Origin of the sequence: Chryseobacterium gilvum, from assembly GCF_025628965.1 — a bacterium.
Classification (GTDB): domain Bacteria; phylum Bacteroidota; class Bacteroidia; order Flavobacteriales; family Weeksellaceae; genus Chryseobacterium; species Chryseobacterium gilvum.
Map to the genome: position 1 here is coordinate 49738 of NZ_JAOTEN010000005.1, position 25738 is coordinate 75475.

Below are 25738 nucleotides of genomic sequence, written 5' to 3' on the forward strand. Positions count from 1 at the left end.
GAAGCAAAGCAAGGTTTTTATATGAAAAAGAAAGTCCTTATCGATGCAGAGCGATTAAAATATCCAAGATCAGGAATTGCAAACGTATGCATTGCTTTGATAAAAGGGCTTGATGAAAAGACACAGAAATTTGCCTATACTATTTATGGCCCCAAAAAAAATATTCCTTCTATACGCTCTGATTTTCAGGTCATTAATTGGAAATTCTGGCAGAAAAAACTTCCGGTAAAAAAATCTTCCTTTTCACTTATACATACCACACACCAGCTTTCAGAATATTTTCACCGGATTCATAACAAACAGAAAAAAGTGGTAACGCTACATGATTTAAATTTTCTTCACGATCAAAGCTCAGAAAGGAAAATCAGAAAAAGTACGGCTCTTGTTCAGAAAAATATTGGCAATGCAGACGCGATTGTATGTATTTCTGAATTTGTAAAAGAAGATTTTTTAAGAAATAAGTCTCTTTTTCATTTAAAAAGCAATGTAAAAATTGAAGTCATCTACAATGGATTGATTTTTCCGGATCAGAATTGTTTTGAGTCTCAATCCGAATATCATTTTATCAATAAAAAATATATACTCAATATCGGGGTTTTATTTCCCAAGAAAAACCAGGAAGTTTTATTGGATTTGATTTCACAAACCGACAGAGACCTGGTTTTGGTCACTTCATCAGCGAAATCAGACTATAAGGAGAAATTCCTGGAAAAGATAAGGGTTTTAGGTCTTGAAAAAAGAGTTCATATTTTGGAAAATATTGAGAATGATGAAAAGTATAATCTCCTTCAGAACTGTGAATCGTATTGTCATCCGTCTTTGGCAGAAGGTTTTGGAATTCCGCCGGTAGAAGCCATGTTTTTCGGGAAACCTCTATTTTTAAGCCGTTTAACGAGCCTTCCGGAAATCGGGGGTGATCTGGCTTTTTATTTTGATGATTTTTCTGCCGAAAATATGAAAAAAGTATACGAGTCTGGTATGGAAGTGTATGATGCAAATAAAGAAGTATATTCTGCAAAACTAAAGAAAAGAGCCTTGGAATTCAGCTATACAAAAATGGCAGATTCTTATGAACAGCTTTACGAATCTCTACTAATTTAAAATTTTAATTTTCCCAATCTGAGTTTCCACTTAAATATTTTCAGGCTGTCACTGTATTTGATATTGATTCGGTTGATCTCAAATTTATTTTTCCAGGGAAAAGTTTCGATATTGTTCCCGATTCTCAAAGCAGCCATAATTCCCAGTTTTTCAAGCATAGAGAAGAATAGTTTTTTTTCAGTCTTACCTTTAGGAAACTTTCCGTAAGGATACGCAAGTACTTTGGTGAAAGGAATATGATGCTTTTTTAAAACCTCCATATTCTTCAGCAGGTCATTTTCGGCTTCTTCTAAAGTCAGCTGTGTGTAATTTGTATGGGAATGACTGTGCAGCGCGATTTCTATATATTCTGAGGGAAGAGCCTGCAATTCTTCAAATTTCATCAAATATCTTTCAGAGCTATTATCTTGATCTTCAATGAGTTTTGTAGGGATAAAAATGGTAGCTTTAAGCCTGTACTTTTCAAGCAAAGGGATTGCATATTGAAGATTATTATAATATCCGTCGTCAAAAGTGATGATGATCTTATTTTTAAGAAATGTATTTTCTTGTACATCTTTAAAAAAAACAGGATTAAAATGTTCCTTAATATATTTAAACTGCTCTTCGAGATTTTCTGCCGTGACAACCAGATCATTCTTAAAGCTGATACTTTGAGGTAAAACCTGATGGTACATCAGAATACGAACGCTTTTATGACGCTGAATTCCGGCAATATTTTTTAAAAAATGAAATACTATCATGGTCTGCAACGATGTATTTCGTGAAGTTTCTGGTATTTTAAAAATGTGTAAAATGCGGCTGTTACGGCGGCATAATATCCCACAAGACCGTCCAGAAAACCAAGTCGTATAAAGTAAGATTTGATAAACTGGTAGAACGGTTTGAATAAGATTTTAGCCACACTTGACCTCTTGCCGTTTTTATACATTTTCTCGGCCATCAGTGAAGTATATTTATTTGATTTTTCAATATGATGGTGAATGTCTTTATAGGTATAGTGATTGATTTTGCCTTCTAATTTACCTTTTTCCTGATCTGTGAGAAACTCCTCATGCACAATATCTTCAGAATATTTTCCTGCATTTTTTTTAAAAAGCCGTTCTCTTTTGACATTTCCCCAACCTCCATATTTTAGGTTTTTGCCCAAAAAAATGTTGTTAAACTCAATCTCATAAACAGAAAATTCGGCTCGTGCTTCAGAAACTATTTTTGCGATTTCTTTTTTTGCCTTTTCATCAGGAATTTCATCGGCATCCAGAAAAAGAATCCATTCTGAACTGCACAGACTGATGGCAAAGTTTTTTTGGCGCCCGAAACCTTCAAACGGATGTTGATAAAATGTAACATTCGGAAATTTTGCGCAGATTTCTGCAGTATTGTCTTCGGAAAAGCTGTCGACAATGATAATTTCATCCGCAAGGTCCTGAACCGAACGTAATGTTTTTTCGAGAATTCTTTCTTCGTTAAAAGTAATAATGGCAACAGAAAGACTCATAGATCAGTAACTTACTTCTGCAAATATTTAATTCAGTATATTTTAATATTATCTTTTATATTCAAGAATTGTTTTCTCAATAATTTTCACACAATCTAAAAGCTGCTCTTCGGTAATAATCAATGGCGGTGCTAATCTGATGATATTTCCGTGGGTGGGCTTTGCCAATAATCCGTTTTCTTTAAGCTGTAAGCAAAGATTCCATGCAGTAGAACTTTCCGGCGTGTCGTTGATCAGGATTGCATTTAATAAACCTTTTCCTCTTACCTTAGTAATGAGATCAGATTTTTCAATCAGTTTTTGAATCTCAGCTCTGAATAATTGGCCTAATTCTTCAGCTCTTTCTGATAGATTTTCATCTGCAACCACGTCTAAAGCGGCAATGGCAACCGCACATGCAATAGGATTTCCACCAAAGGTAGAACCATGCTGTCCTGGTTTAATTACATTCATAATCTCATCATTCGCCAAAACTGCCGAGACAGGGTACATCCCTCCCGAAAGTGCTTTTCCTAAGATCAGAATATCCGGTTGTACCTCTTCATGATAACAGGCGATGAGTTTTCCGGTTCTTGCAATTCCGGTCTGCACTTCATCCGCAATAAAAAGGACATTGTATTTTTTACACAGTTCAGAAGCGTTTTTCAGGAAATGATCATCCGGAACATACACTCCGGCTTCTCCCTGAATAGGCTCCACTAAAAATGCGGCAATATTCTGAGCGTCATTTTTTAAGATTTCTTCCAGTGCAGCAAGGTCATTGTAAGGAATTTTAATAAATCCGGGCGTGAACGGACCGTAGTTTTTATTGGCATCAGGATCGTTGGAGAAAGAAACAATCGTGGTTGTTCTTCCATGAAAATTGTTTTCACAAACGATAATTTTCGCTGCATTTTCAGCAATGCCTTTTACTTCATAGCTCCATTTTCGGGCTAATTTTACGGCTGTTTCTACTGCTTCCGCTCCGGAATTCATTGGTAACACTTTATCAAAACCAAAAAGAGCGGTAATCTTTTTTTCATATTCCCCTAAAACAGAATTATGAAACGCTCTTGAAGTCAATGCCAGTTTTTTAGCCTGATTTACCAAAGCCTCCACAATTTTTGGGTGCGAATGTCCTTGATTTACAGCAGAATAAGCTGAAAGAAAATCATAATATTTTTTGCCTTCCACATCCCAAACAAAAACACCTTCACCTTTATCCAAAACCACCGGAAGCGGATGATAATTGTGAGCACCGTGCTTTTCTTCAAGTTCGATGAAATATTGTGAATTTTTTGTTTGTTCTGCTGTTGACATAAAATAAGGATTTTGGCAAAGTTAATAATTTAATACGAAAAAGGCGAATACAAAAAAACTGCTTCAAAATGAAGCAGTTTCTGTTGTATTTAAAAAAAATCTTAGTGATTTTCATATTTTCTATCCATTACAAAATCTTCCATAAATTTTGTCGTGTAATTTCCTGAAAGATATCTTTCGTCTTCCATCAATTGTCTGTGGAAAGGAATGGTTGTTTTTACCCCTTCTACGTAGAATTCTTCCAGGGCACGTTTCATTTTTGCAATCGCTTCTTCACGGGTTTGTGCCGTTGTAATTAATTTTGCAATCATAGAATCGTAGTTGGAAGGAATGGTGTATCCTGAATATACATGCGTATCCACTCGGATTCCGTGTCCGCCTGGAATGTTTAATCCTGTGATTTTTCCCGGAGAAGGTCTGAAATCAGCATACGGATCTTCCGCATTGATCCTGCATTCAATAGAATGCAATTTAGGATAATGGTTGATTCCTGAAATAGGGGTTCCTGCTGCCAAAAGTATTTGTTCTCTGATCAAATCATAATCAATGACCTGCTCAGTAATCGGATGCTCCACCTGAATTCTCGTATTCATTTCCATGAAATAGAAATTTCTGTGCTTGTCTACAAGGAATTCGATTGTTCCGACCCCTTCATATCCAATAAACTCGGCTGCTTTCACGGCTGCTTCACCCATTTTCTCACGAAGCTCGTCGGTCATAAATGGTGAAGGTGTTTCTTCGGTTAATTTTTGATTTCTTCTTTGTACGGAACAGTCTCTTTCAGAAAGGTGGCAAGCTTTTCCGAACTGGTCACCTGCAACCTGAATTTCGATATGTCTCGGTTCTTCAATCAGTTTCTCCATATACATTCCTCCGTTTCCGAAGGCTGCAACAGCTTCCTGAATGGCAGATTCCCAATGATCTTTAAGGTCTTCTGCTTTCCATACCGCTCTCATTCCTTTTCCGCCTCCTCCTGCGGTCGCTTTGATCATGACAGGATATCCTGTTTCTTCTGCAGTTTTTACCGCGTGTTCGTAAGACTCAATTAATCCTTCTGAACCCGGTACACATGGTACACCTGCCGCTTTCATAGTAGCTTTTGCATTTGCCTTGTCACCCATTTTTTCGATTTGCTCAGGACTTGCACCAATGAATTTGATGCCGTTTTTCTGGCAAATTCTTGAAAAATTAGCGTTTTCAGACAGGAAACCATATCCCGGATGAATAGCATCGGCATTGGTAATTTCTGCGGCTGCGATAATGCTTGGAATTCTCAGATAAGAATCTTTACTCATTGGCGGGCCAATGCAAACTGCTTCATCAGCAAATCTCACATGAAGGCTGTCTTTGTCTGCAGTCGAGTAGACTGCAACGGTTTTGATTCCCATTTCTTTGCAAGTACGCAGAATACGCATTGCAATTTCGCCACGATTGGCAATTAATATTTTTTTGAACATCTCTCTGAAATTTTAAATTTTAAATTTTGAATTTTAAATTATTTTAAATGAAACAAGTCATCTAAAATTTATAATCTTTCATCTAAAATTCCTTAAGATGGGTCTACTAAGAATAAAGGCTGATCATATTCTACCGGAGATGCATCGTCTACTAAAATTTTTACGATTTTTCCACTGATTTCAGATTCAATCTGGTTAAATAATTTCATTGCTTCGATAACGCACACTACTTTTCCGGTTGAAACTTCATCACCTACGTTGATGAAAACATCTTTATCTGGAGATGGCTTTCTGTAGAAAGTTCCGATCATTGGAGATTTAATTGTTACATATTTACTATCGGAAGCAGCTTCTGTCTGTTCTGCAGAAACCGGTGCAACGGCAGGAGTTTGTGCAGGAGCAGCTTGTTGAGGAGCCGCAGAATGATACATTGCAGGTTGTGCAACATAGCTTACTTCATTCCCTCCAAGCGGGGTTTTAATAGTAATTTCGAAATCTTTAGTTTTGTATTTTACTTCTGAAACTTCAGCTTTGGATACAAATTTAATAAGATTCTGTATGTCTTTAATGTCCATAAAATTGATATTTAATTTGGCGTCAAAGATACCAAAAAAAGACAAAAAGCAACAAAAAACCACTCATTTTTATTAAAATGAGTGGTTTTTTGTATTAAATAGAGTTTTTTCAGATAAAAGCTCTTAGTTTTCTTCTGTAGTTGTTTCAACAGTTTTTTCCAATACTACTTTACCTCTGTAATATAATTTTCCTTCATGCCAGTGAGCTCTGTGGTATAAATGCATTTCTCCTGTTGTTGCATCTTTTGCTAATTGAGGAACTGTTGCTTTGTAATGAGTTCTTCTCTTATCTCTTCTTGTGGACGACTGTCTTCTCTTTGGATGTGCCATTTTGTAATAACTTTTTTAATTTGATGAGCGATGAGAATCTTTGCATCATCTCATCATATTATAATTATTTTTAATTTTTATCTTTTAATTTCTTCAAAGCTTCCCATCTCGGGTCTACTTCCTCTTCTATTTCAATTTCTTTTGGACTGAACTGTTCAAGTATTTTTAAATCTTCATCACTGATATTCGGTGATATTTTTTTCATAGGTATTGATAGGGCCACAATTTCATAAATCAGTTGTGATACATTGAAAGCATGGTCATTCGTAGGGATGGTAATCACATCTTCTTCGCTGTCATCATATTCTTCCCCGAATTTTACCAAAATACCAATCTCGTTTTCAATAGGATAACTGAAGTTATCGGTAGTGATATCACAAACCAATTCTACTGTTCCCTTTACCTTAATCTCAAATTCTAAAAATGTAGTATGTTTATTTAAAAAAACATGTACATTGATCTTAGGATCTGTAAATTCCTGTTCAGTGTCAAATAATTGAAAGAACTCTTTATCTATCTCAAAGCTGAACTCGTGTTTACCGGTTTTTAGTCCGGAAAAGCTTATATCATAGTTTCTTAACCTGTCCATAAAATGAGTGTGCAAAAATATGCATTTTTTTTAATATTGCAAATAAAATTGATAACTAAATTATTTTTAATTAGGATTGATTACAATTCGCTTTCAACAGGAAGATCTTCATCCACCCCATTATCGGCAGGCATTCTTCTTGGCTGTAGGCGGTTACTCATCATTTCGCTGTAATCGTTTCTGTTTTTAAATATCCTGATCGCGGCAAAAACAGCTTCTCTGAAACTCTGTTCGTCGGCGATATTTTTTCCGGCGATATCATAGGCAACTCCGTGATCGGGAGAGGTTCTGATAAACGGAAGTCCTGCAGTATAATTTACTCCTTCCTCATAAGCAAGTGTTTTGAAAGGCGCCAAACCCTGATCGTGATACATCGCTAAAACGGCATCAAAATTTTTGTATTTTCCGGGCTGGAAATAGCTGTCTGCGGGAAATGGGCCGAAAGCCAAAATGCCATTGTCAGAAAGTTCTTTGATCGCCGGTGAAATAATTTCAATTTCTTCATTCCCGATAACACCGCCGTCTCCGGAATGCGGGTTTAAACCCAAAACAGCAATTTTCGGTCTTGGAATGGAAAAATCTTCTATTAATGTCTGATTTAAAGCCCGGATCTGTTTTTTAATTTTCTCTTTAGAAATATTTTCCGCGACTTGGGAAATCGGGATATGGTGGGTGGAAACGGCTACTTTTAGATCGTCTGATACTAAAAACATCAGTCCTTTTTTATTAAATTTTTCTTCAAAATATCCGGTATGCCCTGCATGTTTAAAACCCATTTTCACCATTTCATCCTTATTAATAGGGGCCGTTACCAATACATCAATCTCTCCTTTCATTAAAGCTTCTGTTGCGGCTTCTAAAGAATCGATTGCCATTCTGGTAGAATCTTCTGTAGGTTTTCCCAGTTCTACGGTTACATTATCTTTCACAAGATTCAGCATATTGATCTTGCCGTTCTGTGCCTGCGACGGTTCTGTAATGTAATTAAAATTGATCGTAAGCTTAAATATATTTTTCTGATAAGTAAAAAGCTTTCCAGAGCCAAAAATGACGGGCGTAAAAAAATCGGTGATTGTTTTGTCCTGCAGAGATTTCATGATGATTTCCGGACCGATTCCGTTGAAGTCGCCAATTGAAATTCCTACGCGTACTTTATGGTTTTTTGGGCTCATTTTGATTATATTTGAAGATTACAATATTTTACAAATTTAGCAAAAAATAATATGTTCACAGGAATTATTGAAGCAGTAGGCGTGATCGAGAAAATTGAAGAAAAAGGAAGCAATATTAATTTTACTTTGAGCTGTCCTTTTACGCAGGAATTAAAGATCGATCAAAGTCTTGCGCATAACGGCTGCTGTCTTACCGTGGTTGAAATCAGCGGTCATCAATATGTAGTAACAGCAATTCATGAAACTTTAGAAAAAACAAATCTCGGAAAATGGGAGACGGGAAGTGTGGTGAATCTTGAACGGTGCATGAAGATGGACGGAAGGCTTGACGGACATATTGTTCAGGGTCATGTAGATAAAACCGGAGAAATTATCAACATTGAAAATAAAGATGGCAGCTATTTTGTTACAGTAAGGTATAATTCAGAAGGTAATTTTGTAACGGTACCTCAAGGTTCAATCACAATGAATGGAATCAGCCTTACCGTCGCCAAAAGCGAAGATTCTCAGTTTTCTGTTGCCATTATTCCTTACACATGGGAATTTACCAATATGCAGCATGCAAAAATAGGAGATCGGGTAAACCTTGAATTTGATATTATCGGTAAATACATCGCAAAATTAATACACAGGCAGAATGGCATTGAATAAATATAAGGGATATAGTTTAAGGAACCGGGTTTTTTTCGGTTTTTTACTTGTCTGTCTTTTAAGTATTGCCGCGTCATCGCTTGTTCCTTATTTCGTTTTAAAAAATAACTCTTCAGAACAGAGTACGATTGATATGCAGGAAAAAACCAATGCTGTAATGGGTTTTTTCGATTATGCACTCAGTAGATCTGCCGTTGAGACAAAAGATCTGCCTCAGGTTTTAGGAAATAAGATTTTTGAGATTGCAGATATCAATCATCATGATATCGTGATCTATGATCTTAAGGGAAATTATCTGCTTTCTAATAAAGATAAAAATCTCGTGGAGCAGAAACGTGTTCCTATCAAAATTGTTAATAAAGTACTTTCCAATGAGGCACGGGTTGACATCAGAGGATATGATGCTTCAAAAGATGCCGTTTTTACATCTTCTTATCTGTTGTTGAGAAATAATGTTTGGGAGCCCATAGGAATTATTTATATTCCACTTTACCATAATGAATCTGCTTATCTGGATGTTCTGCATAAATATGTAATGTATATCCTTCTGATTGATGTACTGCTTATTTTCTTCAGTGTCTGGCTAAGTTGGGTAACGTCTAACAATTTAGCGAAAACAATCACCAAATTTTCTGATATGATCACCAGAATCACGCTTTTCGAAAACGAAATGCATCCTATCAGATATTATAAAAATGACGAGTTGAATGCTTTAGCCAGAGCCTATAACCGGATGATTCTCCAGATTCAGGATCAGAAAGAAAGGCTTCGCTTTAAAGCTTCCGAGGAAGCATGGCGCGAGATGGCAAAACAGGTTGCTCACGAGGTGAAAAACCCTTTGACACCAATGAAACTTACCATTCAGAATTTTGAAAGAAAGTTTGATCCTCAAGATCCGAATGCCAAAGAACGGGTAAAGCAGATGAGTAAAACCATGGTAGATCAGATTGATCTGATTGCAACTGTTGCTTCTGCATTTTCGGAGTTTGCCAAACTTCCCGAAAAATATAATGAAGTGCTGAATCTTAATACCGAAATTGATGATATTCTGAGAGTATTCAATGATGATCATATTTTTGTTCATTCCAATAAAAGCAATATCATGATTAATATAGATAGGATCTACCTTTCCAGAATCATTACCAACTTGGTGACCAATGCAAAGCAGGCTCAGAGTGAAGATCGTGAACTGCTCGTGAATGTAGATATAGAACAGCATCAGAGACGTGTCATGATCTCGGTACAGGATAATGGGATCGGAATTCCGGAAGCAATGTTTGAGCGTATTTTCGAGCCGAATTTCACCTCAAAAAGTAGTGGAATGGGTCTGGGTTTATCGATGGTCAGAAAAATGGTGGAAGATTACAAAGGCGTCATCAGCGTAAAATCTGAAGTTGGAAAAGGCTCTACGTTTATCATTACTCTACCCACCAATTTATAGTGAAGCCTTTTACGTTTAAATATTTTGATATTCAGCAGTCTGAAAATGTTTTTCGCGTAGGAACAGACGGCGTGATATTGGGCGCTTTGGCTACTATCGATAATGCAAAAAACGTATTGGAAATAGGAACCGGAACAGGTTTGATATCGTTAATGTTAGCTCAAAGAAATCCTGAAGCCCAATTTTTAGGAATTGATATCAATACAGAAGCGGTACATCTTACCCGGATTAACTTTGAAAATTCAGTTTTTCATTCGAGATTAAAAAATATTTTGCAGGATTTTAAAACTTTTACATCACAGGAAAAATTTGATTTCATTGTTTCAAATCCTCCGTATTTCGAAGAGTCGGGGTCTGTAAAAGATAAAGTGGCACGACAGATTGTAGAATTAAATTTTCAACAGCTAATTTCAAAATCTTCAGAACTGCTTTCGGAAGACGGAATTTTTTCAGTGGTTATTCCTTTTGAAGCAGGGGAAGAATTTATTGGTACAGCTCGTAAGCATCAATTGTTTCTTATCCGTAAAATCAATATTTATGGAATTGAAAACTCAAAAGTAAAAAGACTGATCTTAGAATTTTCTCCTACTGAAAAACAATTTGAAGAGTCTGATTTTATTATAGAAAAAAGTCCGAGAAAATACTCGGACCAATATCTTAAACTTACGAAGGAGTTTCATGTTTTTAAAAAATAGAAATTAGATTAGAAATTGATTTAATTTCTCAATCCATTATTTATTCAAATAATTCTGCCGTATCCAATACGGAAACCTTACCGTCTTCACATCTGATCGCTTCTCCCGGAAAGTTCTGAATCATGTGGTAATCGTGCGTTGCCATCACCACTGCCGCTCCGTTATCTGCTGCTACCTGCTTCAGCAAAGTCATAATTTCGTTAGAGGTTTCAGGATCCAGGTTTCCTGTAGGTTCATCAGCAAGAATAAGATCGGGATGATTTAATAAAGCCCTTGCGATAGCAATACGCTGCTGTTCACCACCGGAAAGCTCATGAGGCATTTTATGTTTTTTCCCTTTCATATTCACGCTCGAAAGCACTTCATTGATACGCTCATCGATTTTCGTATTGTCGCTCCAACCGGTAGCTTCGAGTACAAATTTCAGGTTTTTTTCTACCGTTCTGTCCGAAAGCAGTTGAAAATCCTGGAAAACAATTCCGAGCTTTCTTCTTAGGTTCGGAACATCAGAAGTTTTTAATTTTGCAAGATCAAAGCCTACCACTTCGCCTTGTCCTGCCACCAAAGGAATGTGCCCGTATAATGTTTTCAGAAGAGAGCTTTTTCCGGAGCCTGTTTTCCCGATAAGATAGCAGAATCTGCCTTTTTTAATGTTCAGATTAACATCAGAAAGCACCGTGAAATTTTTCTGGGCAATTTTTGCATGCTGTAAATTGATGATGTTGTCTCCGGAGATATGTGTGTGTGGCATAATTTAATTTTTAGAGGCTTTTTCTAAAATATTTTTCAGATTTTAAAAATAGAAAAAAGAAGCTTAACAAACCTAAAATTTAGGAAATTTTAACAACAAAAAATGCCTGAAAAACTTCTTTTCAAGCATGATTTGTATATTGTAAGATAAAATTATCTTTTTGCTCTTGCGGAGCTGATCGATAAACTTTTTCTGCCTTTAGCTCTTCTTGCAGCCAAAACTCTTCTTCCATTTGGCGTAGACATTCTTTCTCTGAAACCGTGCTTGTTTCTTTTCTTTCTTTCTGATGGCTGGAATGTTCTTTTACTCATTACTATATTTTTAAATCGTAATTATTACTGTTAATTTTTCAGGTTGCAAAGATATATATTTTTTTATAAGATGCAAATTTATCAAGTCTTTTTTTAATATTATTTCAGATTTATGCAGTGGTATTTTGTTCTGTTTTATGTTGTTAAATTGATTCAACTTATCCTTGATTATTATTCTTGCATGCATATAAATACTTATCTTTGGAAACTCAATTTTAAAGAACAGACCGATGTTTACACCTGCAGAACTTTTAGAAATCAATACGTTACTTATTCCGGAAAATAAAATTGTCATTCTTACCCATTACAATCCGGATGGTGATGCGATCGGTTCAAGTTTAGGATTAAAACATTATCTGCATGCAAAAGGTATCGAAGCGGAGGTGATCACACCTAATGATTTTCCCAAGTTCCTGAAATGGATGCCTGAAGCAAAGAAAAATATTGTTGCCGAATACAAAAGAAAAATCGCATCAGATCTCATCAGAGATGCCGATGTAATTTTCTGCTTAGATTTTAATTCACCGTCCAGAATTGGTATTTTAGGAGATTGGTTAACCAGAGCCAAAGCAAAAAAGATTCTTATCGATCATCATCAGCAGCCGGAACCTTTTGATTTTGTATATTCGGATACCGTGATTCCTGCGACCTGTCAGATGATTTATCATTTCATTGAAGCAATGGGTGACGAAAATCTTGTTAATAAAGAAATTGCAGAATGTTTATACACAGGAATCATGACGGATACCGGTGGTTTCCGTTTTAGGTCTACCAGTGCGGCAACCCACAGGATTGTGGCTAATCTTATTGAAAAAGGTGCAGATCCTTCCATTATTACCTCTAATACATGGGATACAAATACGGTTTCCCGACTGCATTTATTAGCCCTGATTTTAGGGAGAATTGAAGTGGTGAATGATGGGAAAGCAGCTATTTTGTATCTAACAAGAAAAGAACTGAAAGAATATGGCTTTCAGAAGGGGGATACTGAAGGTTTTGTCAATTATGGACTGAGTATCATCGGAGTAAAAATGGCAGCATTTTTTATGGAAGATTTATATGAGGATTTTATCAAGATTTCTTTCAGAAGTAAAGATGATGTAGATGTGAACCAGTTTTCAAGAAAATATTTTAACGGGGGAGGCCACATTAATGCAGCAGGAGGGAAATCAGACGAAACTTTAGAGGAAACTATTAGAACCTTTACACAGAGATTAGCAGAAGAAAATATGTAATATTTAAATCAGATACTCACTCTTTTTATATCCTTTGCTTTCAAGCTCAGTACAGGTATATTCATAGACTTCAGAAAACATTTCGTCGAAAAACTTTTTGTTGAATAAACTGAATTTCGTCATTTTCGGCGGATCTAAAAATATATCGCACGATTTTGCCTTAGAGTACACCGATTTTGCAATGGCTAAATGTAAAATACGGTCAAATTCCTTCATAATACTCATATTTTCTAACCCGTCATAACTGATGGAATTCACATGGGAACCGATCAGGAAGTCACATTTGTCGATAATAGGTTCTATCGGAAGATTGTCTAAAACCCCTCCGTCTACATACACTTTTTCACCAATTCTTACAGGAGGAAGCACAAACGGAACACTGGACGATGCCAAAAGCGGCCCGAAAAGTTCACCTTCTGAGAAAAAATCGACAATACCGTGCGTAAGATCTGTTGCAGCAATATAAATAGGAATTTTTAAAACTTTAAAATCATCTTCAGGAAAATGATCGTTCAGGAGTTTCAGGATAAATTTTGAGCTGAAAATCCCGTTTCTGGATAATTTTAAATAAGAACGCGAGAAAAACGTGGTTTCTCTCACGATATCCATCATTTCATCCGGACTTTTCCCTAAGGAATAAAATGCAGCAATGATAGAGCCTGCGCTGGTTCCGGAAATAATTTGAGGCTTCAGGCTGTATTCTTCCAGAGCTTTTAAAACGGCAATATGGGCAATTCCGCGCATTCCGCCGCCGGAAAGGGTAAGCCCAATAACCGGTTTTTTCTTTTTAGATGAAAAAAATCCCATGATAAAATAAAACTAGAGGATGAGATTTTTGGGCATATTATGAAGCAGTTCTGTATTGATGATTTCCGCACAGATACGCGGTTTTTCCCAGTGCCCATTATGTCCGCAATCCAAAATATAAGATTTGATATTTGTCTTGTCGGGAAGATGTTTAATGGTATTTTCTGTTTTTACGGCATTATCATGTTTACCGGCTAAAACCAATATTTTAGCATTCAGGTTTTCCAGGACGTTTTTTTTATCAGTTCTGGCAACCATTCCTTTTACACAGGCTAAAGCACCTAGATTATTGGTAGAAAGTGCGATCTCAAGCGCGGTTTCAATTTTACCTTCCAGAATATCTCTTTCGTTGGGATTGAAAAGATTGGGAATTCCGGCTCTTGCATAATTTGAGTAGGCTTCTTTGATAATTCTGTAGCTTTTGATGCGTTGTTGTTTTTTCTCTTCATCATCTGCTAAAAAGGTTGAAAAAAATAAAGTAAGGCTTTTCAGCGATTCTGGAAATTTCTCGGCAAAAGCCAAAGAGACATATCCTCCCATAGAATGCCCTAAAAGATGAAATTGACCTACCTTCTCATGATCCAAAACTTTTTTTACTTCATCTGCCATCAATTCCATAGTATGAATTTCTGCCAGAATATCAGATTTTCCGTGACCGGGCAAATCTATTTTTATTAATGTAAAATCCTTAGAAAGACAAGATTCAAGATCATTCCATATGGCAATATTCTCCATAAAACCATGAAGAAGAACCAAATTTTGTTTTCCGTTTCCCTTTTTTTCGAAATTGAGCATAATGATATTTAAAAATGAATGTCAATATAATCTACAAAACCCGAACCATTTACCATATCCTGAAGTCTGTATGTTTTTCCGCCGTCTTTAGACATAAACGTTTTAGTGCCTTTTCTCGTGTAGGGTTTTCCGTGGTCATTTTCAGAAATATGTTGGGTGATATTTCCGGTAAAATTCATATGCTTTTCAGAAACAACGGCCATAAAGCCTTTAATCATAACAGAATTCCCGCCAGATTTAATATCTCCGGAAACATCGTAATGATCAGCTTCTCCATCAATTTTTTTGAAACTGACAGAGCCTTGCCTATCGATTAAATTATGGGTAAACTGATGACTTCCGCTAAAATCTCTGAAATGGTTTTTTGATCTGATGCTGTCATTTATTGCTGTTCTTACAGCATTAATAGAATCAATAATTTTGATGCTGTCGATGTTGTTTACTTTGCTTTGCCCATCTTTTTTTGAGCAGGAAAAAGATAAGCATCCGATAAGAAAGAGAAGGGTGCTATTTTTCATCAATGATTTAAATGATTCCCAAAATTAAATAAAAAAGAGCATTTAAAAAATGCTCTTCCGATTTATTTCGTCATGTTTTCATACACCTTCGTTTCCCATGGTTTGATATCTGTAACGCCGTACCTTTCTTTTTTGGCAATCGCAATATTATCGAGTATGTCTACAAAATTTTTGTAGTTGGCCTCATCAGTAGGCTTCACAATAACAGTGAAAATTTCTTTTTTTGGAGCCTTGCTGTAGGCTTCAGAAATGATCTGTGACACTTTTACCCCGCTGAAATCTGTTTCTTTTAGATTATTTACATTCAGGTCTTTTTCATTGCTTTGATGATAAAAAATTCTGTTGTCTTTCCCTAGAATAAATGTGATCTGATTTTTCTGGTCCATTACAATTCCTGTAGTTGGTCCTTTTGCGGGCAAGCCCAGATCCATTACATTGGGTTTTGTAAAATTGGTGGTGAACATAAAAAAGGTGATTAATAAAAATCCCAGGTCCACCATAGGCGTCATGTCTACTCTGATGGGTTTTTTCTTTTGTCGCCCGATCTGTTTCTCTTGTACTGCTATTTCCGCCATTTTGGTATTTTTTAATGTGAAACAAATTCTAATAAACTTTAAAATATTGATCTGTATTTGTTAAAATCAATGCAAAGTTTATACCTAAAATATGAAAATGGTTGTGATTTTATATTTAAATTAAAATGTACTGCATTGTATTAAATAAAAACTCACACCTTTCGATGTGAGTTTGTACGATTAGATTAAATAATTATTTGTTTTTCTTATAAAAATTGACCCCGCATTCCAGGAATTTTTTAAATTTTTCTTTTTCCATATATCCGGAAACAGGTGTATTGATAACCTTTCCATCCGGAGTGATCAGTACATAATGCGGTTGGGAATTGTTGTTAAAATTTACGGTTTGAAATAAACTCCAGCGGTCACCGATTGTGTTTACTTTTTTCACTTGTCCGTCGCCAAGATCAATTTTAGTTTTCTGATCTTCAGGAAGTTCTTCTTTATCATCTACATACAGAGACGCCAACACAACATCATTCTGAAGAATAGGTAAAATATCGGGTTCGCTCCAGACAAATTCTTCCATTTTTCTGCAGTTCTCACAACCGTAACCTGTAAAGTCAATTAAAACAGGCTTATTTTCTTTTTTAGCTAATTCAATGGCTGTAAAAAAGTCATGTTCAGGATGCATTCCCAAAATACCATCCTTTTCATCATGAAAGTAGCTTACATTTAATGGAGGTAAAATTCCGCTTAGCAATTGCAGTTTCGGGCGCTCTGCAGGAATAAATCCCTGAATTAAATAGATTACAAAACCAATTCCTAAAACCCCGAGTATTTTTCTTCCAATAGATAGTTTTGGTTTTTTATCATCATGCGGAAATTTGATCAATCCGAATAAATATAAGGCTAAACCTATAGCGACCACAATCCATATGGCGATAAACAGTTCTCTTTTTATTAAAAATGTTTTAGACACTAAATCTGCCTTTGATAAGAATTTTAAAGCCAGGGCCAATTCTACAAAACCCAAAACCACTTTCACGGTATTCATCCAGCCACCGGATTTTGGAAGACTTTGCAAAGCCTGAGGAAATAATGCCAATAACCCGAAAACAATCGCCCAAGCCAGACCAAATCCTGCCAAAGCAAACGTAAGCAACATCGGAACGTTGGCAGATCCTGTTACGGCGCTTCCTAATAAACTGCCCAAAATAGGACCTGTACAGGAAAAAGAAACGATGACAAGAGTTAAAGCCATGAAGAAAATACCGATCATTCCGCCTGCTTCTTCCGCTTTTGAAGATTTATTGGCAATAGAGCTTGGTAAAGTAATATCGTAATATCCGAAGAAACTTCCTGCGAAGAAAATAAAGATAATGAAGAAGACGATATTCAGCCATACACTGGTAGAAATCTGGTTGAAAATATTTCCCGCAATTCCGTCAACAATATGAAAAGGCACGCTTAATAAAACAAAAATCAACAGGATGAAAAAACCATACATCAAGGCATCTCTTTTTCCTTTTGCTTTATTTTTGTTTCCTTTGGTAAAGAAAGACACGGTTAAAGGAATCATTGGGAACACACAAGGTGTGAGCAAAGCAATCAATCCGCCAAGAAATCCTAATAACAGATACGTCCAGTAATTTTCACTGATTTTTGAAGAGCCTGTTCCACAATCGGTCAAAGGATTCTGAATATCAATCGATTTTATTTTTAATTCTTTGGGGTCTAATTTTGAAGTTTCTGTAATGGTAATTTTTGAATTTGCAGGCGCAACTACTGTGATTTCTGAAGTTTTAATAGAATCTTTTCCTTTTACCGCGGTTTCAGCAGTTAATTCAGGAGTTACTCCTTTTGGGGTAATCTTTTGGTTAAATTCTAAAGTATTCGGAGCGAGACAGACTCTGTCATCACAGGTTTGATAGGTGATTTCGGCAATCACATCTCCGGGTTTTGTGCCGTCTTTTAATCTGAATTTCTGTTTAAAACCTGCAGCATTAGAATAATAGATGATGGTTCCGCCGAAAGCCTCAGAAAATTCTTCATGTTTTTTTCCTATTTCCTGAAATTTTCCGATCAGTTCTATGTTTTTTCCGGATACTTTATATTCTGTAGGGATTCCTGTATCTTCCGGGATATCTCTTGAGTAAATATGCCATCCGCTTTCTAAAGTCGCATTCAGAACGGCTTCGTACTGATTGTTTCCTAAATCATTAACAGCAAATTTGAATTTTACGGGATTTTTAATTTGAGCGTTAATTCCTGTACATAAAAATAAAAGAATCAGTAAAAACCAGTTTTTAAATTTCATTTTTCTTTTCATTAAAAATTTTGAGAACGTACTTTGTTTTCTCATCTTTTGCATATCTCTTGTCTTGTCTGAATGGAAGAATACCTAAAACAATGTCGTTTCCGTCACTCAGAAGCCATATTTTTTGCTTCGCTAAAATAGACAATTTTTCGTCCTTAAAAAACTTGGATACCTTCTTTTTCCCCGAAAAACCTAATGGATAAAAGAAATCACCTTCCTTTTTTCTTCGCAGTTTCAATGGGAACACCATCTTCTCTGCATCAAACTCCCAATCTATATTCTTATGGATTTTTTCAATGCCTGTAATTCTATTTTCGAGATTAATGGTAATTTGGTTTTGGGAGAAGTCAAATTTTTCAGCCAGAATAATTTCATTTTGATCCTGTTTTTGCTCTTTTCTGATGAAAATCAGTTCGTTTCTGTTGATGATTACCTGAAAATCCTTTGAAAAAAAAGAACTTCCGGTTTCAGCAGTAAAGATTTTTCGAATTTCTTCTTCCTTTTCAAAACCATATTTTTTAAGAATCTCATATTTTACAAAACGACTTTCTTTATTAAGTTTTTCTTTATCTAAAACAATATTTTCATTATTTACAATCAAAATTCTGGCTTCAATTTTCTCAATCTGTTCCTGAACAAAATTTTTGGTCTGATCTAAAATGGATATGCTTTTTTTAAAGTTATCAAGAAAATGATCATTGGTTTCCAATAATTTCGGAACAATTTCATTCCTGATTTCATTCCTTAAATAATCATTTTTTTTATTGGAAAGATCTTCACGGTATTCAATTTTATTTTCTTTTGCAAAAACATAAATCTCTTCTTTTGAAAACGGTAAAAGAGGTCGGAGAATATTATTATCATTGGATGGGATTCCGCTTAAACCATTAATTCCGGATGCTTTGGAGAGATTAATGATAAAAGTCTCCAACTGATCATTCAGATGATGCGCGGTTACCAGAAAGTTAAGATTTTCTTTTTCCTGAATATTCCTGAAAAAACGGTACCGAATCGTTCTCGCCCAAAGCTGAACAGAATTTTCCGGCTGGTCGTCTTTTTCGGAAACTTCATACAGATGAAGTAGAATTTTATTTTTCACACAGAAATTTTCCACGGTTTGCTGGTCCAGATCAGAATCTTTGCCACGCAGTTTATAATTAACATGGGCAATCTGAAAATGAAGTCCTATATCCTGAAAAATGAACGCCAAAACCATAGAATCTGCTCCTCCGCTTACCGCTAAAAGATAAGTTTGGTTTTCAGGAAAATGAGTGAGATTTTCGAGTTGTTTTCTGACTTTTGATATTTCCAGCATAGTGCCCAGAATTTCTTTTGCGCAAAGATAAACCATAAAATTAAAATGAATTTTCCTAAATTTGACTAGTCTAAAAAAGATTATGTATGAAGATTATTAAAATTTTAGCAGTTTCTGCAATGGTGTTGGGAATGACATCTTGTGTAAGTAAAAAACAGTATGACGCTTTAAGCGGTAATTACAAACAGTGTATCGAAAATATCGGCGAAAGACAGAGAGAAATTCAGGATCTGAAGTCTCAGAATTCCAGTTTAGCCGGAGAAAATAATTTATTGAAAAGCCAGCATGATGCTTTAAAATCATCTTTAGACGCGTGTCTTGCCAACACCGGTAAAAGTTCTGCAAATATTGATAAACTGGTAGGAGAGATCAATTCTTCAAATATGTATATTAAGCAGCTGATTTCTTCTAATGCAAAAAATGACAGCTTAAATCTTGCCTTGTCAAACAAGCTGAAAAGATCTTTAGACAATGTGACGGATGACGATGTTCAGGTAAAAGTATTGAAAGGTGTTGTCATGATTTCATTATCAGATAAATTATTATACAAAACGGGAGATTATAATGTATTACCGGCTGCTCAGGAAGTTCTTGGGAAAGTTGCAAAAGTGATTAACGATTATGATAAATATTCGGTATTGATCGAAGGAAATACCGATAATGCTCCGTTAAGCTCTCCCAATTTGCCTAGAGATAACTGGGATCTTTCTGCATTGAGGGGTACTGCAATTGCAAAAGTATTACAGAGCCAGTTTGGGGTAGATCCTGCGAGAATTACAGCAGGAGGCCGTTCTGAGTACAATCCTAAAGCAACCAATATGAGCGTTTCCGGAAGAGCAGAAAACAGAAGAACTGAAATTATCATTATGCCTAAGCTGGATGAATTTATGAAACTGATGGACATCACTCCTAAAAAGTAAATAAAATAATTCTAATAAGAAAGTCCTGATCAATTGATCGGGACTTTTTTAATTCAGACTACATCTTCTCTTCTGAGAATAAGGATAATCTGATGTAAAAGAGACGTTCGTTTTTTCTTGAACTGTTTGTTTTTGATTGAAGAAACGATCTGTTGGTTAAATTTTTCTGTTTTCTTCATGTCATATACTTTTTGTTTTCTTATACAAAATTCCTGATAATTCTTGAGCCGGCAATCAGCACTTCTACGATTTTGGCGTGCGTACTTATACTGAATTTCATTTTAAATGCCATAGATTTTTTTTCTTTACATTTGAAAAATATTACAATCATCATGAGCTTTTTCGAAGAAAAAAATCCGGAAATGGACCGCTATCTGGAAAACCACGCATCAGCTGAACCGGAAATTTTAAAAAAATTAAGAAGAGAAACGTTTCAGAAAACCACTCAGCCGCATATGATTTCAGGATATCAGCAAGGAAGATTGCTGACCATTATTTCTAAAATCCTGCAGCCAAAAAACATTCTCGAAATCGGTACATTTACAGGATATGCGACACTGTGCTTGACGGAAGGACTCTCGAAAGACGGAAAGATAACGACATTAGACGTTAATGAAGACCTTGCTTATCTTCCTAAGAAATATTTTTCAGAAAGTGAATATTCCCATCAAATCGATTTCAGGCTTCAGGATGCCAAAGAATTCCTGAAAGAAACCAACGCGTTTTTTGATCTCATTTTTATTGATGCCGACAAAGAAAATTATGCAGAATATTTCAGACTTATAAAACCAAGAACCAAATCCGGATCTGTGGTGATGTTTGATAATGTACTTTGGTATGGGAAAGTGCTGGAAGAGCAGCCTAAGCAAAAATCTACCCAAATCATTAAGGAATTAAACGATTTGGCAGCAAAAGACGATGATTTTGAAAATCTTATTTTACCTTTGCGGGACGGAATAAATCTCTTACGCAGAAAATAGTTAGAAAATTGAATTAACGAATATGTAGATAAAAAATCCCATTGTTTTTTATTAAATCTCATCATCTTAAATGCTTATTATGAATAAAGGAGTTTGTACGGTTACGGTAGCGCCGGTTCGGGCAGAAAATTCTGACAGGGCAGAAATCGTTACAGAAATATTGTTCGGAGAGAGTGCAGATATTCTTGAAGTGAATAAAAACTGGACCAAGATAAAAATGCACTACGACGGATATGAAGGCTGGATGGATACCAAACAGATCAGACCCGTTACAGATGAATATTTAGCAGGGAGAAAAATTACATTGATTACAGAAGATTTTGCTTCGGTAATGACCAATGACGGTAAAACGCTGCTTTCTATGGGATCGGAAGTAGAATTTCCTGCCGTTGCATCCCGCAGAAGCCATGATGTGCGTGAAAGTATTGCATTAACGGCAAAAGAATTTTTAAACGTTCCGTATTTATGGGGCGGGAAAAGCTTCTTTGCGGTAGATTGTTCGGGTTTTGTACAGCTTGTTTTTAAAATCCACAACATCAAACTTCCCAGAGATACTTTTCAGCAGGCAGAAGTGGGAGAGGTTCTAAGCTTTGTTGAAGAAAGCAGGCCGGGAGATCTCGCTTTTTTTGAAAACTCTGAAGGAAAAATTATTCATGTAGGCATCATGCTTGATCATCAGAAAATCATTCATGCATCAGGAAAAGTGCGCATTGATACGCTTGATTCTTCAGGCATCTTTAATAAAGAACTGAATAAGCACACCCATAAACTGAGAGTGATAAAAAGTATTATATAATGGTTAAACTGTCCAGTATATTATTGATTTTTAATAGTCTCATACTTCTTTTTATCTGGGTTTTTACCGCGGTTAACTATACAGGATTACCAGAAACCATTCCCACTCATTTTACCATAAACGGAACGGTAAACGGGGAAGGAAATAAAAACTCTATCTGGATTTTACCGGTAATTTCCACTTTCATTTTTCTCATGTTGGTTTCAATCCCCAAAAATCCTGATTCTCCATTGCTGAACGTTCCCAAAAGTTTCCGCAATACAGAAACATTAAAGCTGTATATGTACAGTATGCTTTTTCCGGTGATGCTCTTATTGGGAGATACTGTGATGGAAAGTATTCTTGTATCCAAAGGTAAACTCAATACCATGACAGATGCAGTCTTTTTTATCCTTGCGTTGTTGTTTGGCGTTTTTGGGATCAGTATTTTTAGAATGATTAAAGGAAGTAAAGCAGAATCATTCAATAATTAAAAAAAAGTCTGAAATTTAAATCAAAAGTCTGAACAAAGAACATGAATAAAACATTACTCGAAATTTCCCATACTAAAAACGCAGGATTATCAGAAGTTTTGACCCATTGGAACAACTACAATGATGAAACAATTATCCGTGCTTTATCAGAACTTAAGAAAAGAAATATACCGATCAGCGATCAGTTGCAGAAAGCAATTTCAGAATTTTCTGCCCATAAAGGACAAACCATTTCAGAACTCGAAAGCAAGTTTTTTGAAAGCCAAGGGGTGAAAGATTATCATGAATATTCCTCTTCAAAAACAATGTTTTTAGAAAAAAGCGATGAAGAAAGAATTTATAAGCAGAAACTTCAGAGAGAACGCGTTGCCCAGATCGAACAATTTGAAAAAAAGAATGCCGGTAATGATGTTTTGTACGGCGGGTTATGGCTTGCTGGTGGTTTGATTGTAACTGTAATTTCTGTCGCTAGCGGAAAAGGCGGTATCATTGCGTACGGCGCGATTATATTCGGCGGAATCCAATTTTTCAGAGGTTTAATAAAAAGCTGATGAATGTAGTATACAACATATTCATCAGGCTTCTCATTTTCGGAATGAAAGTTTTTGCTGTATTTCATGCCAAAACTAAAAAAGGCGTTGAAGGAAGAAAGCAATCTATGAATATCGTTAAGACAGCTTTTTCAGCTTCCGATAAGATCATCTGGATGCACGCAGCAAGCCTCGGAGAATATGAACAAGGATTACCAGTACTGGAAAAACTGAAAGAAAAATTTCCTTCACATAAAATTCTGGTGACATTTTTCTCACCTTCAGGATATGAAAATGTGATTAAAAAGAAAAATATTGCCGATGCAATCTGCTATTTGCCGTTTGATACCAAAACACAGATAAAAGATTTTATATCCTGCTTTCATGCTGAACTATTTTTTACGGTGAAATATGATTACTGGTATAATCTTTTCCAGGAACTCAAAAATAATAAGGTAAAGATTTTTGTAATTTCAGCGTTGTTTTACGAAAGCCAGTCATTTTTTGCATCATATGGAAAATGGTTTGTAAAACAGCTGCAGAAAAATGTAGACTGGTTTTTTCATCAGACACAGCATTCATATCTTCTTGCAAAGAGTTTAGGGTTGCAACAGTCTTCTGTGACAGGAGATACAAGGTTTGACCGAGTTAAGCAATTGAGAAATCAGGATCATCATATTGCTTTTATAAAAGATTTTATCTCCGGAGACAAAACTCTGGTTTTTGGGAGTTCGTGGCAAACCGAAGAGAAAATAGCTCAGCTGATTTCTGAAAAAAATGAAAACATAAAAATAATCATCGCACCGCATGATCTGAAAAGAGTAAACATTTTAAAAAATATTTTCCCAGATGCTCTTTTGTACAGCGAATGTAAAAATACGCAGATAGGGAAGCCGTTAAACACGCAAATACTCATCATAGACAGTATAGGGTTGCTTTCTAAGCTGTATTCTTACGCAGATGTAGCTGTCGTGGGAGGTGGCTTTCACAATACAGGTCTTCATAATATTCTTGAGGCAGCAGCTTTTGGAGTTCCTGTGATTTTCGGAAATCATTACAGGAAAAATCCCGAAGCAGATGATCTGATTAAAGCAGATGGAGGACGGTCTTTTGAACATGAAAATCAGGCGGCAGAATATATTCTTGATCTTTTTAATAATGAAGAAATCCTTAAAGAGATGTCTGCAAATGCAGAAAATTTTGTCTTAGAAAAACCGGATTCTTCAGCCCTGATTATCAAAAAAATGATGTCATTTTAAAAATCCCTGGTTTCGGATATCTTTTACAATTAAATCTAAATGATCCGGAATCTGCTCGCACTTCAGCCAGTCAAAATCAAAGCTGTTGTTGATGCAGAGCTTTTCCAGATAGGTGTTCTCATGAATTTTATTTTTCAGGTCTTCCAGGTATTCATCAATTTCGATCCAGTAATCTTCATCCAGCTTTTTGATGAGAATCAAAGCTTTTATAACTTTATTAATTAAATAGATGTACAATTTATAAATATTATCAAACCTTTGCTGGTTAAGCTTTTCATTGCTGTTCAGAATGGTGTTGACCAAGATAAGATGAAGTGATACTTCCCCAAATTTATCGGTGGTAATTTTGACGTGCTCTGTGATTTCAGCGCTTAATTTCCGGATAATTACCAAAAAGTACTTCGGATTGCCAATGTATTTTGAGGCTAAAAGCACTTTTTCTGCAATATATTCTTCCATTTGGCTTCTTTTCTGATCGGCAGTTTCGGGATCAATCAGTTCAAAATACAGCTTTTTTGAGAGAAGCTTGTCTTTCTTCAATAGTCTGAAAATCAGACGGTCTTTTTCTACAGAAGAAAAATTGCTCAGCGCAGTTTTAAATTCTTTTGAATATTCCATCAGTTAAATAGTTTTGAATATTTCATAAATCCGTTTAATGCCCAGTTTGCAGTATAATATAGTGATTTTAGAATTGAAAATTTCATGAAATCCCTATATACCAAATATTGGTCTTTAATAATGTTTTTCTTTTTTCGGGATACACTTGTAGCGTGCATTCTGTATTTGGCCATCGTTTTTTTCAAAGGTTTACCCACAGTAATTTTCTTGAGCAGATTGAGCCACATAACATGATCTTCACGCTTACTTCCTTCTGGGAAATATTCTTTTCCCACCCGCTGAGAATCATACATGGAAGAGAGCAGAGAAAGACGGCAGGTTTTGAGCATATTGTTAAAAGTTACATCTTTGTCTGCCTGGAAATCTTCAAGTTTTGGAACTAAATTTTCGTCACATCTTGCATACGCAGAATAAGCAAGTTCAGTATTTTCTTTTTTTATAAAATGGACCATTTCTTCTAAAAAGTTGGGTTCCCAAAAGTCATCGGCATCAAGAAATGTGATAAACCTTCCTTCTGCATTTCTCAGGGAAATATTTCTTGCATGACCTGCACCGCCGTTTTTTTCAGCAATGGTGAGCTTTATTCTGGGGTCATTGATATTCTGAATAATTTCTACAGAATGATCCGTTGAGCGGTCATCCGTAATGAGCCATTCCCAATCGATAAAAGTCTGATTTATCACCGCATTGATGGTCTCCTCCAGAAATCGGGAAGAATTATAACAGGGAGTAATGATGGAAACTTCGGGCATGTGTTTTTTTGCAAATATAGGGTTTTGAAGAAAGA

General features: G+C 35.7%; 30 protein-coding genes. 11 read left to right on the forward strand and 19 right to left on the reverse strand.

Features of this window, described 5'->3' with window-relative positions:
- The first annotated feature begins 21 nt into the window (after window positions 1–21).
- Window positions 22–1101, forward strand: a complete 1080-nt coding sequence (locus tag N0B16_RS13135; protein WP_262991407.1) for a glycosyltransferase family 4 protein — start codon at window positions 22–24, stop codon at window positions 1099–1101.
- Here the strand turns inward: N0B16_RS13135 and N0B16_RS13140 are convergent.
- The 8 genes from N0B16_RS13140 to pdxA all read right to left on the reverse strand — a co-directional run bounded on the left by N0B16_RS13140 (window position 1098) and on the right by pdxA (window position 8021).
- On the reverse strand, window positions 1098–1844 hold the full coding sequence (locus N0B16_RS13140) for a polysaccharide deacetylase family protein (protein ID WP_262991408.1): 747 nt from the start codon (window positions 1842–1844) through the stop codon (window positions 1098–1100). The genes N0B16_RS13135 and N0B16_RS13140 overlap by 4 nt on opposite strands.
- Complete coding sequence (locus tag N0B16_RS13145; RefSeq protein WP_262991409.1) at window positions 1841–2599, reverse strand: glycosyltransferase family 2 protein; 759 nt, start codon at window positions 2597–2599, stop codon at window positions 1841–1843. Before N0B16_RS13145 ends, N0B16_RS13140 begins: the two co-directional genes overlap by 4 nt.
- Window positions 2600–2647: 48 nt before the next feature.
- The gene (rocD, locus tag N0B16_RS13150; RefSeq protein ID WP_262991410.1) at window positions 2648–3898 is read right to left on the reverse strand and encodes an ornithine--oxo-acid transaminase; all 1251 of its coding nucleotides are present in this window, start codon (window positions 3896–3898) and stop codon (window positions 2648–2650) included.
- A 101-nt stretch (window positions 3899–3999) separates the two neighbouring features.
- Window positions 4000–5355, reverse strand: coding sequence for an acetyl-CoA carboxylase biotin carboxylase subunit (accC, locus tag N0B16_RS13155; protein WP_262991411.1), 1356 nt, complete (start codon window positions 5353–5355; stop codon window positions 4000–4002).
- Between the two features lie 92 nt (window positions 5356–5447).
- Window positions 5448–5930, reverse strand: a complete 483-nt coding sequence (gene accB, locus N0B16_RS13160) for an acetyl-CoA carboxylase biotin carboxyl carrier protein (protein ID WP_262991412.1) — start codon at window positions 5928–5930, stop codon at window positions 5448–5450.
- Between the two features lie 123 nt (window positions 5931–6053).
- Window positions 6054–6260, reverse strand: a complete 207-nt coding sequence (rpmF, locus tag N0B16_RS13165; protein WP_262991413.1) for a 50S ribosomal protein L32 — start codon at window positions 6258–6260, stop codon at window positions 6054–6056.
- A 70-nt stretch (window positions 6261–6330) separates the two neighbouring features.
- Entirely contained in the window at window positions 6331–6849 is a 519-nt protein-coding gene (locus N0B16_RS13170) for a YceD family protein (protein ID WP_262991414.1), read from the reverse strand.
- An 80-nt stretch (window positions 6850–6929) separates the two neighbouring features.
- Entirely contained in the window at window positions 6930–8021 is a 1092-nt protein-coding gene (gene pdxA, locus N0B16_RS13175) for a 4-hydroxythreonine-4-phosphate dehydrogenase PdxA (protein WP_262991415.1), read from the reverse strand.
- A 51-nt stretch (window positions 8022–8072) separates the two neighbouring features.
- Between pdxA and N0B16_RS13180 the strand changes: the two genes are divergently transcribed.
- Genes N0B16_RS13180 through N0B16_RS13190 form a run of 3 tightly spaced genes read left to right on the forward strand, consistent with a single transcriptional unit; the run spans window position 8073 to window position 10808 of the window.
- On the forward strand, window positions 8073–8672 hold the full coding sequence (locus tag N0B16_RS13180) for a riboflavin synthase (RefSeq protein WP_262991416.1): 600 nt from the start codon (window positions 8073–8075) through the stop codon (window positions 8670–8672).
- The gene (locus tag N0B16_RS13185) at window positions 8659–10113 is read left to right on the forward strand and encodes a sensor histidine kinase (protein WP_262991417.1); all 1455 of its coding nucleotides are present in this window, start codon (window positions 8659–8661) and stop codon (window positions 10111–10113) included. The genes N0B16_RS13180 and N0B16_RS13185 overlap by 14 nt, the downstream gene beginning before the upstream one ends.
- The gene (locus tag N0B16_RS13190) at window positions 10113–10808 is read left to right on the forward strand and encodes a tRNA1(Val) (adenine(37)-N6)-methyltransferase (RefSeq protein ID WP_262991418.1); all 696 of its coding nucleotides are present in this window, start codon (window positions 10113–10115) and stop codon (window positions 10806–10808) included. Before N0B16_RS13185 ends, N0B16_RS13190 begins: the two co-directional genes overlap by 1 nt.
- Before the next feature lie 40 nt (window positions 10809–10848).
- On the opposite strand, the gene N0B16_RS13195 is transcribed toward N0B16_RS13190, so the two are convergent.
- Together N0B16_RS13195 and rpmH are read right to left on the reverse strand one after the other, a co-directional pair.
- On the reverse strand, window positions 10849–11559 hold the full coding sequence (locus N0B16_RS13195) for a cell division ATP-binding protein FtsE (protein ID WP_262991420.1): 711 nt from the start codon (window positions 11557–11559) through the stop codon (window positions 10849–10851).
- A gap of 152 nt (window positions 11560–11711) precedes the next feature.
- A complete protein-coding gene (rpmH, locus tag N0B16_RS13200; protein ID WP_034755721.1) occupies window positions 11712–11870 on the reverse strand; it encodes a 50S ribosomal protein L34 in 159 nt (52 codons plus the stop codon).
- Window positions 11871–12100: 230 nt separating this feature from the next.
- Here rpmH and N0B16_RS13205 point away from each other — a divergent pair, with 230 nt between their 5' ends.
- Entirely contained in the window at window positions 12101–13105 is a 1005-nt protein-coding gene (locus tag N0B16_RS13205; RefSeq protein WP_262991421.1) for a DHH family phosphoesterase, read from the forward strand.
- A 3-nt stretch (window positions 13106–13108) separates the two neighbouring features.
- Here N0B16_RS13205 and N0B16_RS13210 read toward each other — a convergent pair whose 3' ends face one another.
- The 6 genes from N0B16_RS13210 to tilS all read right to left on the reverse strand — a co-directional run bounded on the left by N0B16_RS13210 (window position 13109) and on the right by tilS (window position 19375).
- Complete coding sequence (locus N0B16_RS13210) at window positions 13109–13912, reverse strand: patatin-like phospholipase family protein (RefSeq protein WP_262991422.1); 804 nt, start codon at window positions 13910–13912, stop codon at window positions 13109–13111.
- A gap of 12 nt (window positions 13913–13924) precedes the next feature.
- Entirely contained in the window at window positions 13925–14707 is a 783-nt protein-coding gene (locus N0B16_RS13215; protein ID WP_262991423.1) for an alpha/beta fold hydrolase, read from the reverse strand.
- An 8-nt stretch (window positions 14708–14715) separates the two neighbouring features.
- Window positions 14716–15225: a hypothetical protein gene (locus N0B16_RS13220; RefSeq protein WP_262991424.1), complete on the reverse strand. Its 510-nt coding sequence runs from the start codon at window positions 15223–15225 to the stop codon at window positions 14716–14718.
- 62 nt (window positions 15226–15287) lie between these two features.
- Window positions 15288–15800: a biopolymer transporter ExbD gene (locus N0B16_RS13225; RefSeq protein ID WP_262991425.1), complete on the reverse strand. Its 513-nt coding sequence runs from the start codon at window positions 15798–15800 to the stop codon at window positions 15288–15290.
- 193 nt (window positions 15801–15993) lie between these two features.
- A complete protein-coding gene (locus tag N0B16_RS13230) occupies window positions 15994–18060 on the reverse strand; it encodes a protein-disulfide reductase DsbD family protein (protein ID WP_262991519.1) in 2067 nt (688 codons plus the stop codon).
- Entirely contained in the window at window positions 18050–19375 is a 1326-nt protein-coding gene (tilS, locus tag N0B16_RS13235) for a tRNA lysidine(34) synthetase TilS (RefSeq protein ID WP_438265280.1), read from the reverse strand. Before tilS ends, N0B16_RS13230 begins: the two co-directional genes overlap by 11 nt.
- An 86-nt stretch (window positions 19376–19461) precedes the next feature.
- Here tilS and N0B16_RS13240 point away from each other — a divergent pair, with 86 nt between their 5' ends.
- Window positions 19462–20295 carry an OmpA family protein gene (locus N0B16_RS13240; RefSeq protein ID WP_262991427.1) on the forward strand — a complete coding sequence of 278 codons (834 nt, stop codon included), beginning with the start codon at window positions 19462–19464 and terminating at the stop codon, window positions 20293–20295.
- A 53-nt stretch (window positions 20296–20348) separates the two neighbouring features.
- On the opposite strand, the gene N0B16_RS13245 is transcribed toward N0B16_RS13240, so the two are convergent.
- On the reverse strand, window positions 20349–20474 hold the full coding sequence (locus N0B16_RS13245; protein ID WP_262991428.1) for a hypothetical protein: 126 nt from the start codon (window positions 20472–20474) through the stop codon (window positions 20349–20351).
- A gap of 153 nt (window positions 20475–20627) precedes the next feature.
- Between N0B16_RS13245 and N0B16_RS13250 the strand changes: the two genes are divergently transcribed.
- The 5 genes from N0B16_RS13250 to N0B16_RS13270 all read left to right on the forward strand — a co-directional run bounded on the left by N0B16_RS13250 (window position 20628) and on the right by N0B16_RS13270 (window position 24333).
- Window positions 20628–21275, forward strand: a complete 648-nt coding sequence (locus tag N0B16_RS13250) for an O-methyltransferase (protein ID WP_262991429.1) — start codon at window positions 20628–20630, stop codon at window positions 21273–21275.
- 79 nt (window positions 21276–21354) lie between these two features.
- The gene (locus tag N0B16_RS13255) at window positions 21355–22071 is read left to right on the forward strand and encodes a C40 family peptidase (protein ID WP_262991430.1); all 717 of its coding nucleotides are present in this window, start codon (window positions 21355–21357) and stop codon (window positions 22069–22071) included.
- Window positions 22071–22544, forward strand: coding sequence for a DUF1648 domain-containing protein (locus N0B16_RS13260; RefSeq protein ID WP_262991431.1), 474 nt, complete (start codon window positions 22071–22073; stop codon window positions 22542–22544). The genes N0B16_RS13255 and N0B16_RS13260 overlap by 1 nt, the downstream gene beginning before the upstream one ends.
- A 41-nt stretch (window positions 22545–22585) precedes the next feature.
- Complete coding sequence (locus tag N0B16_RS13265; RefSeq protein ID WP_262991432.1) at window positions 22586–23095, forward strand: SDR family oxidoreductase; 510 nt, start codon at window positions 22586–22588, stop codon at window positions 23093–23095.
- Window positions 23095–24333, forward strand: a complete 1239-nt coding sequence (locus tag N0B16_RS13270) for a 3-deoxy-D-manno-octulosonic acid transferase (protein ID WP_262991433.1) — start codon at window positions 23095–23097, stop codon at window positions 24331–24333. Before N0B16_RS13265 ends, N0B16_RS13270 begins: the two co-directional genes overlap by 1 nt.
- Here the strand turns inward: N0B16_RS13270 and N0B16_RS13275 are convergent.
- Window positions 24325–24951, reverse strand: coding sequence for a deoxyuridine 5'-triphosphate nucleotidohydrolase (locus N0B16_RS13275; RefSeq protein WP_262991434.1), 627 nt, complete (start codon window positions 24949–24951; stop codon window positions 24325–24327). The genes N0B16_RS13270 and N0B16_RS13275 overlap by 9 nt on opposite strands.
- Window positions 24951–25703, reverse strand: a complete 753-nt coding sequence (locus N0B16_RS13280) for a glycosyltransferase family 2 protein (RefSeq protein WP_262991435.1) — start codon at window positions 25701–25703, stop codon at window positions 24951–24953. The genes N0B16_RS13275 and N0B16_RS13280 overlap by 1 nt, the downstream gene beginning before the upstream one ends.
- Window positions 25704–25738 lie beyond the last annotated feature (35 nt).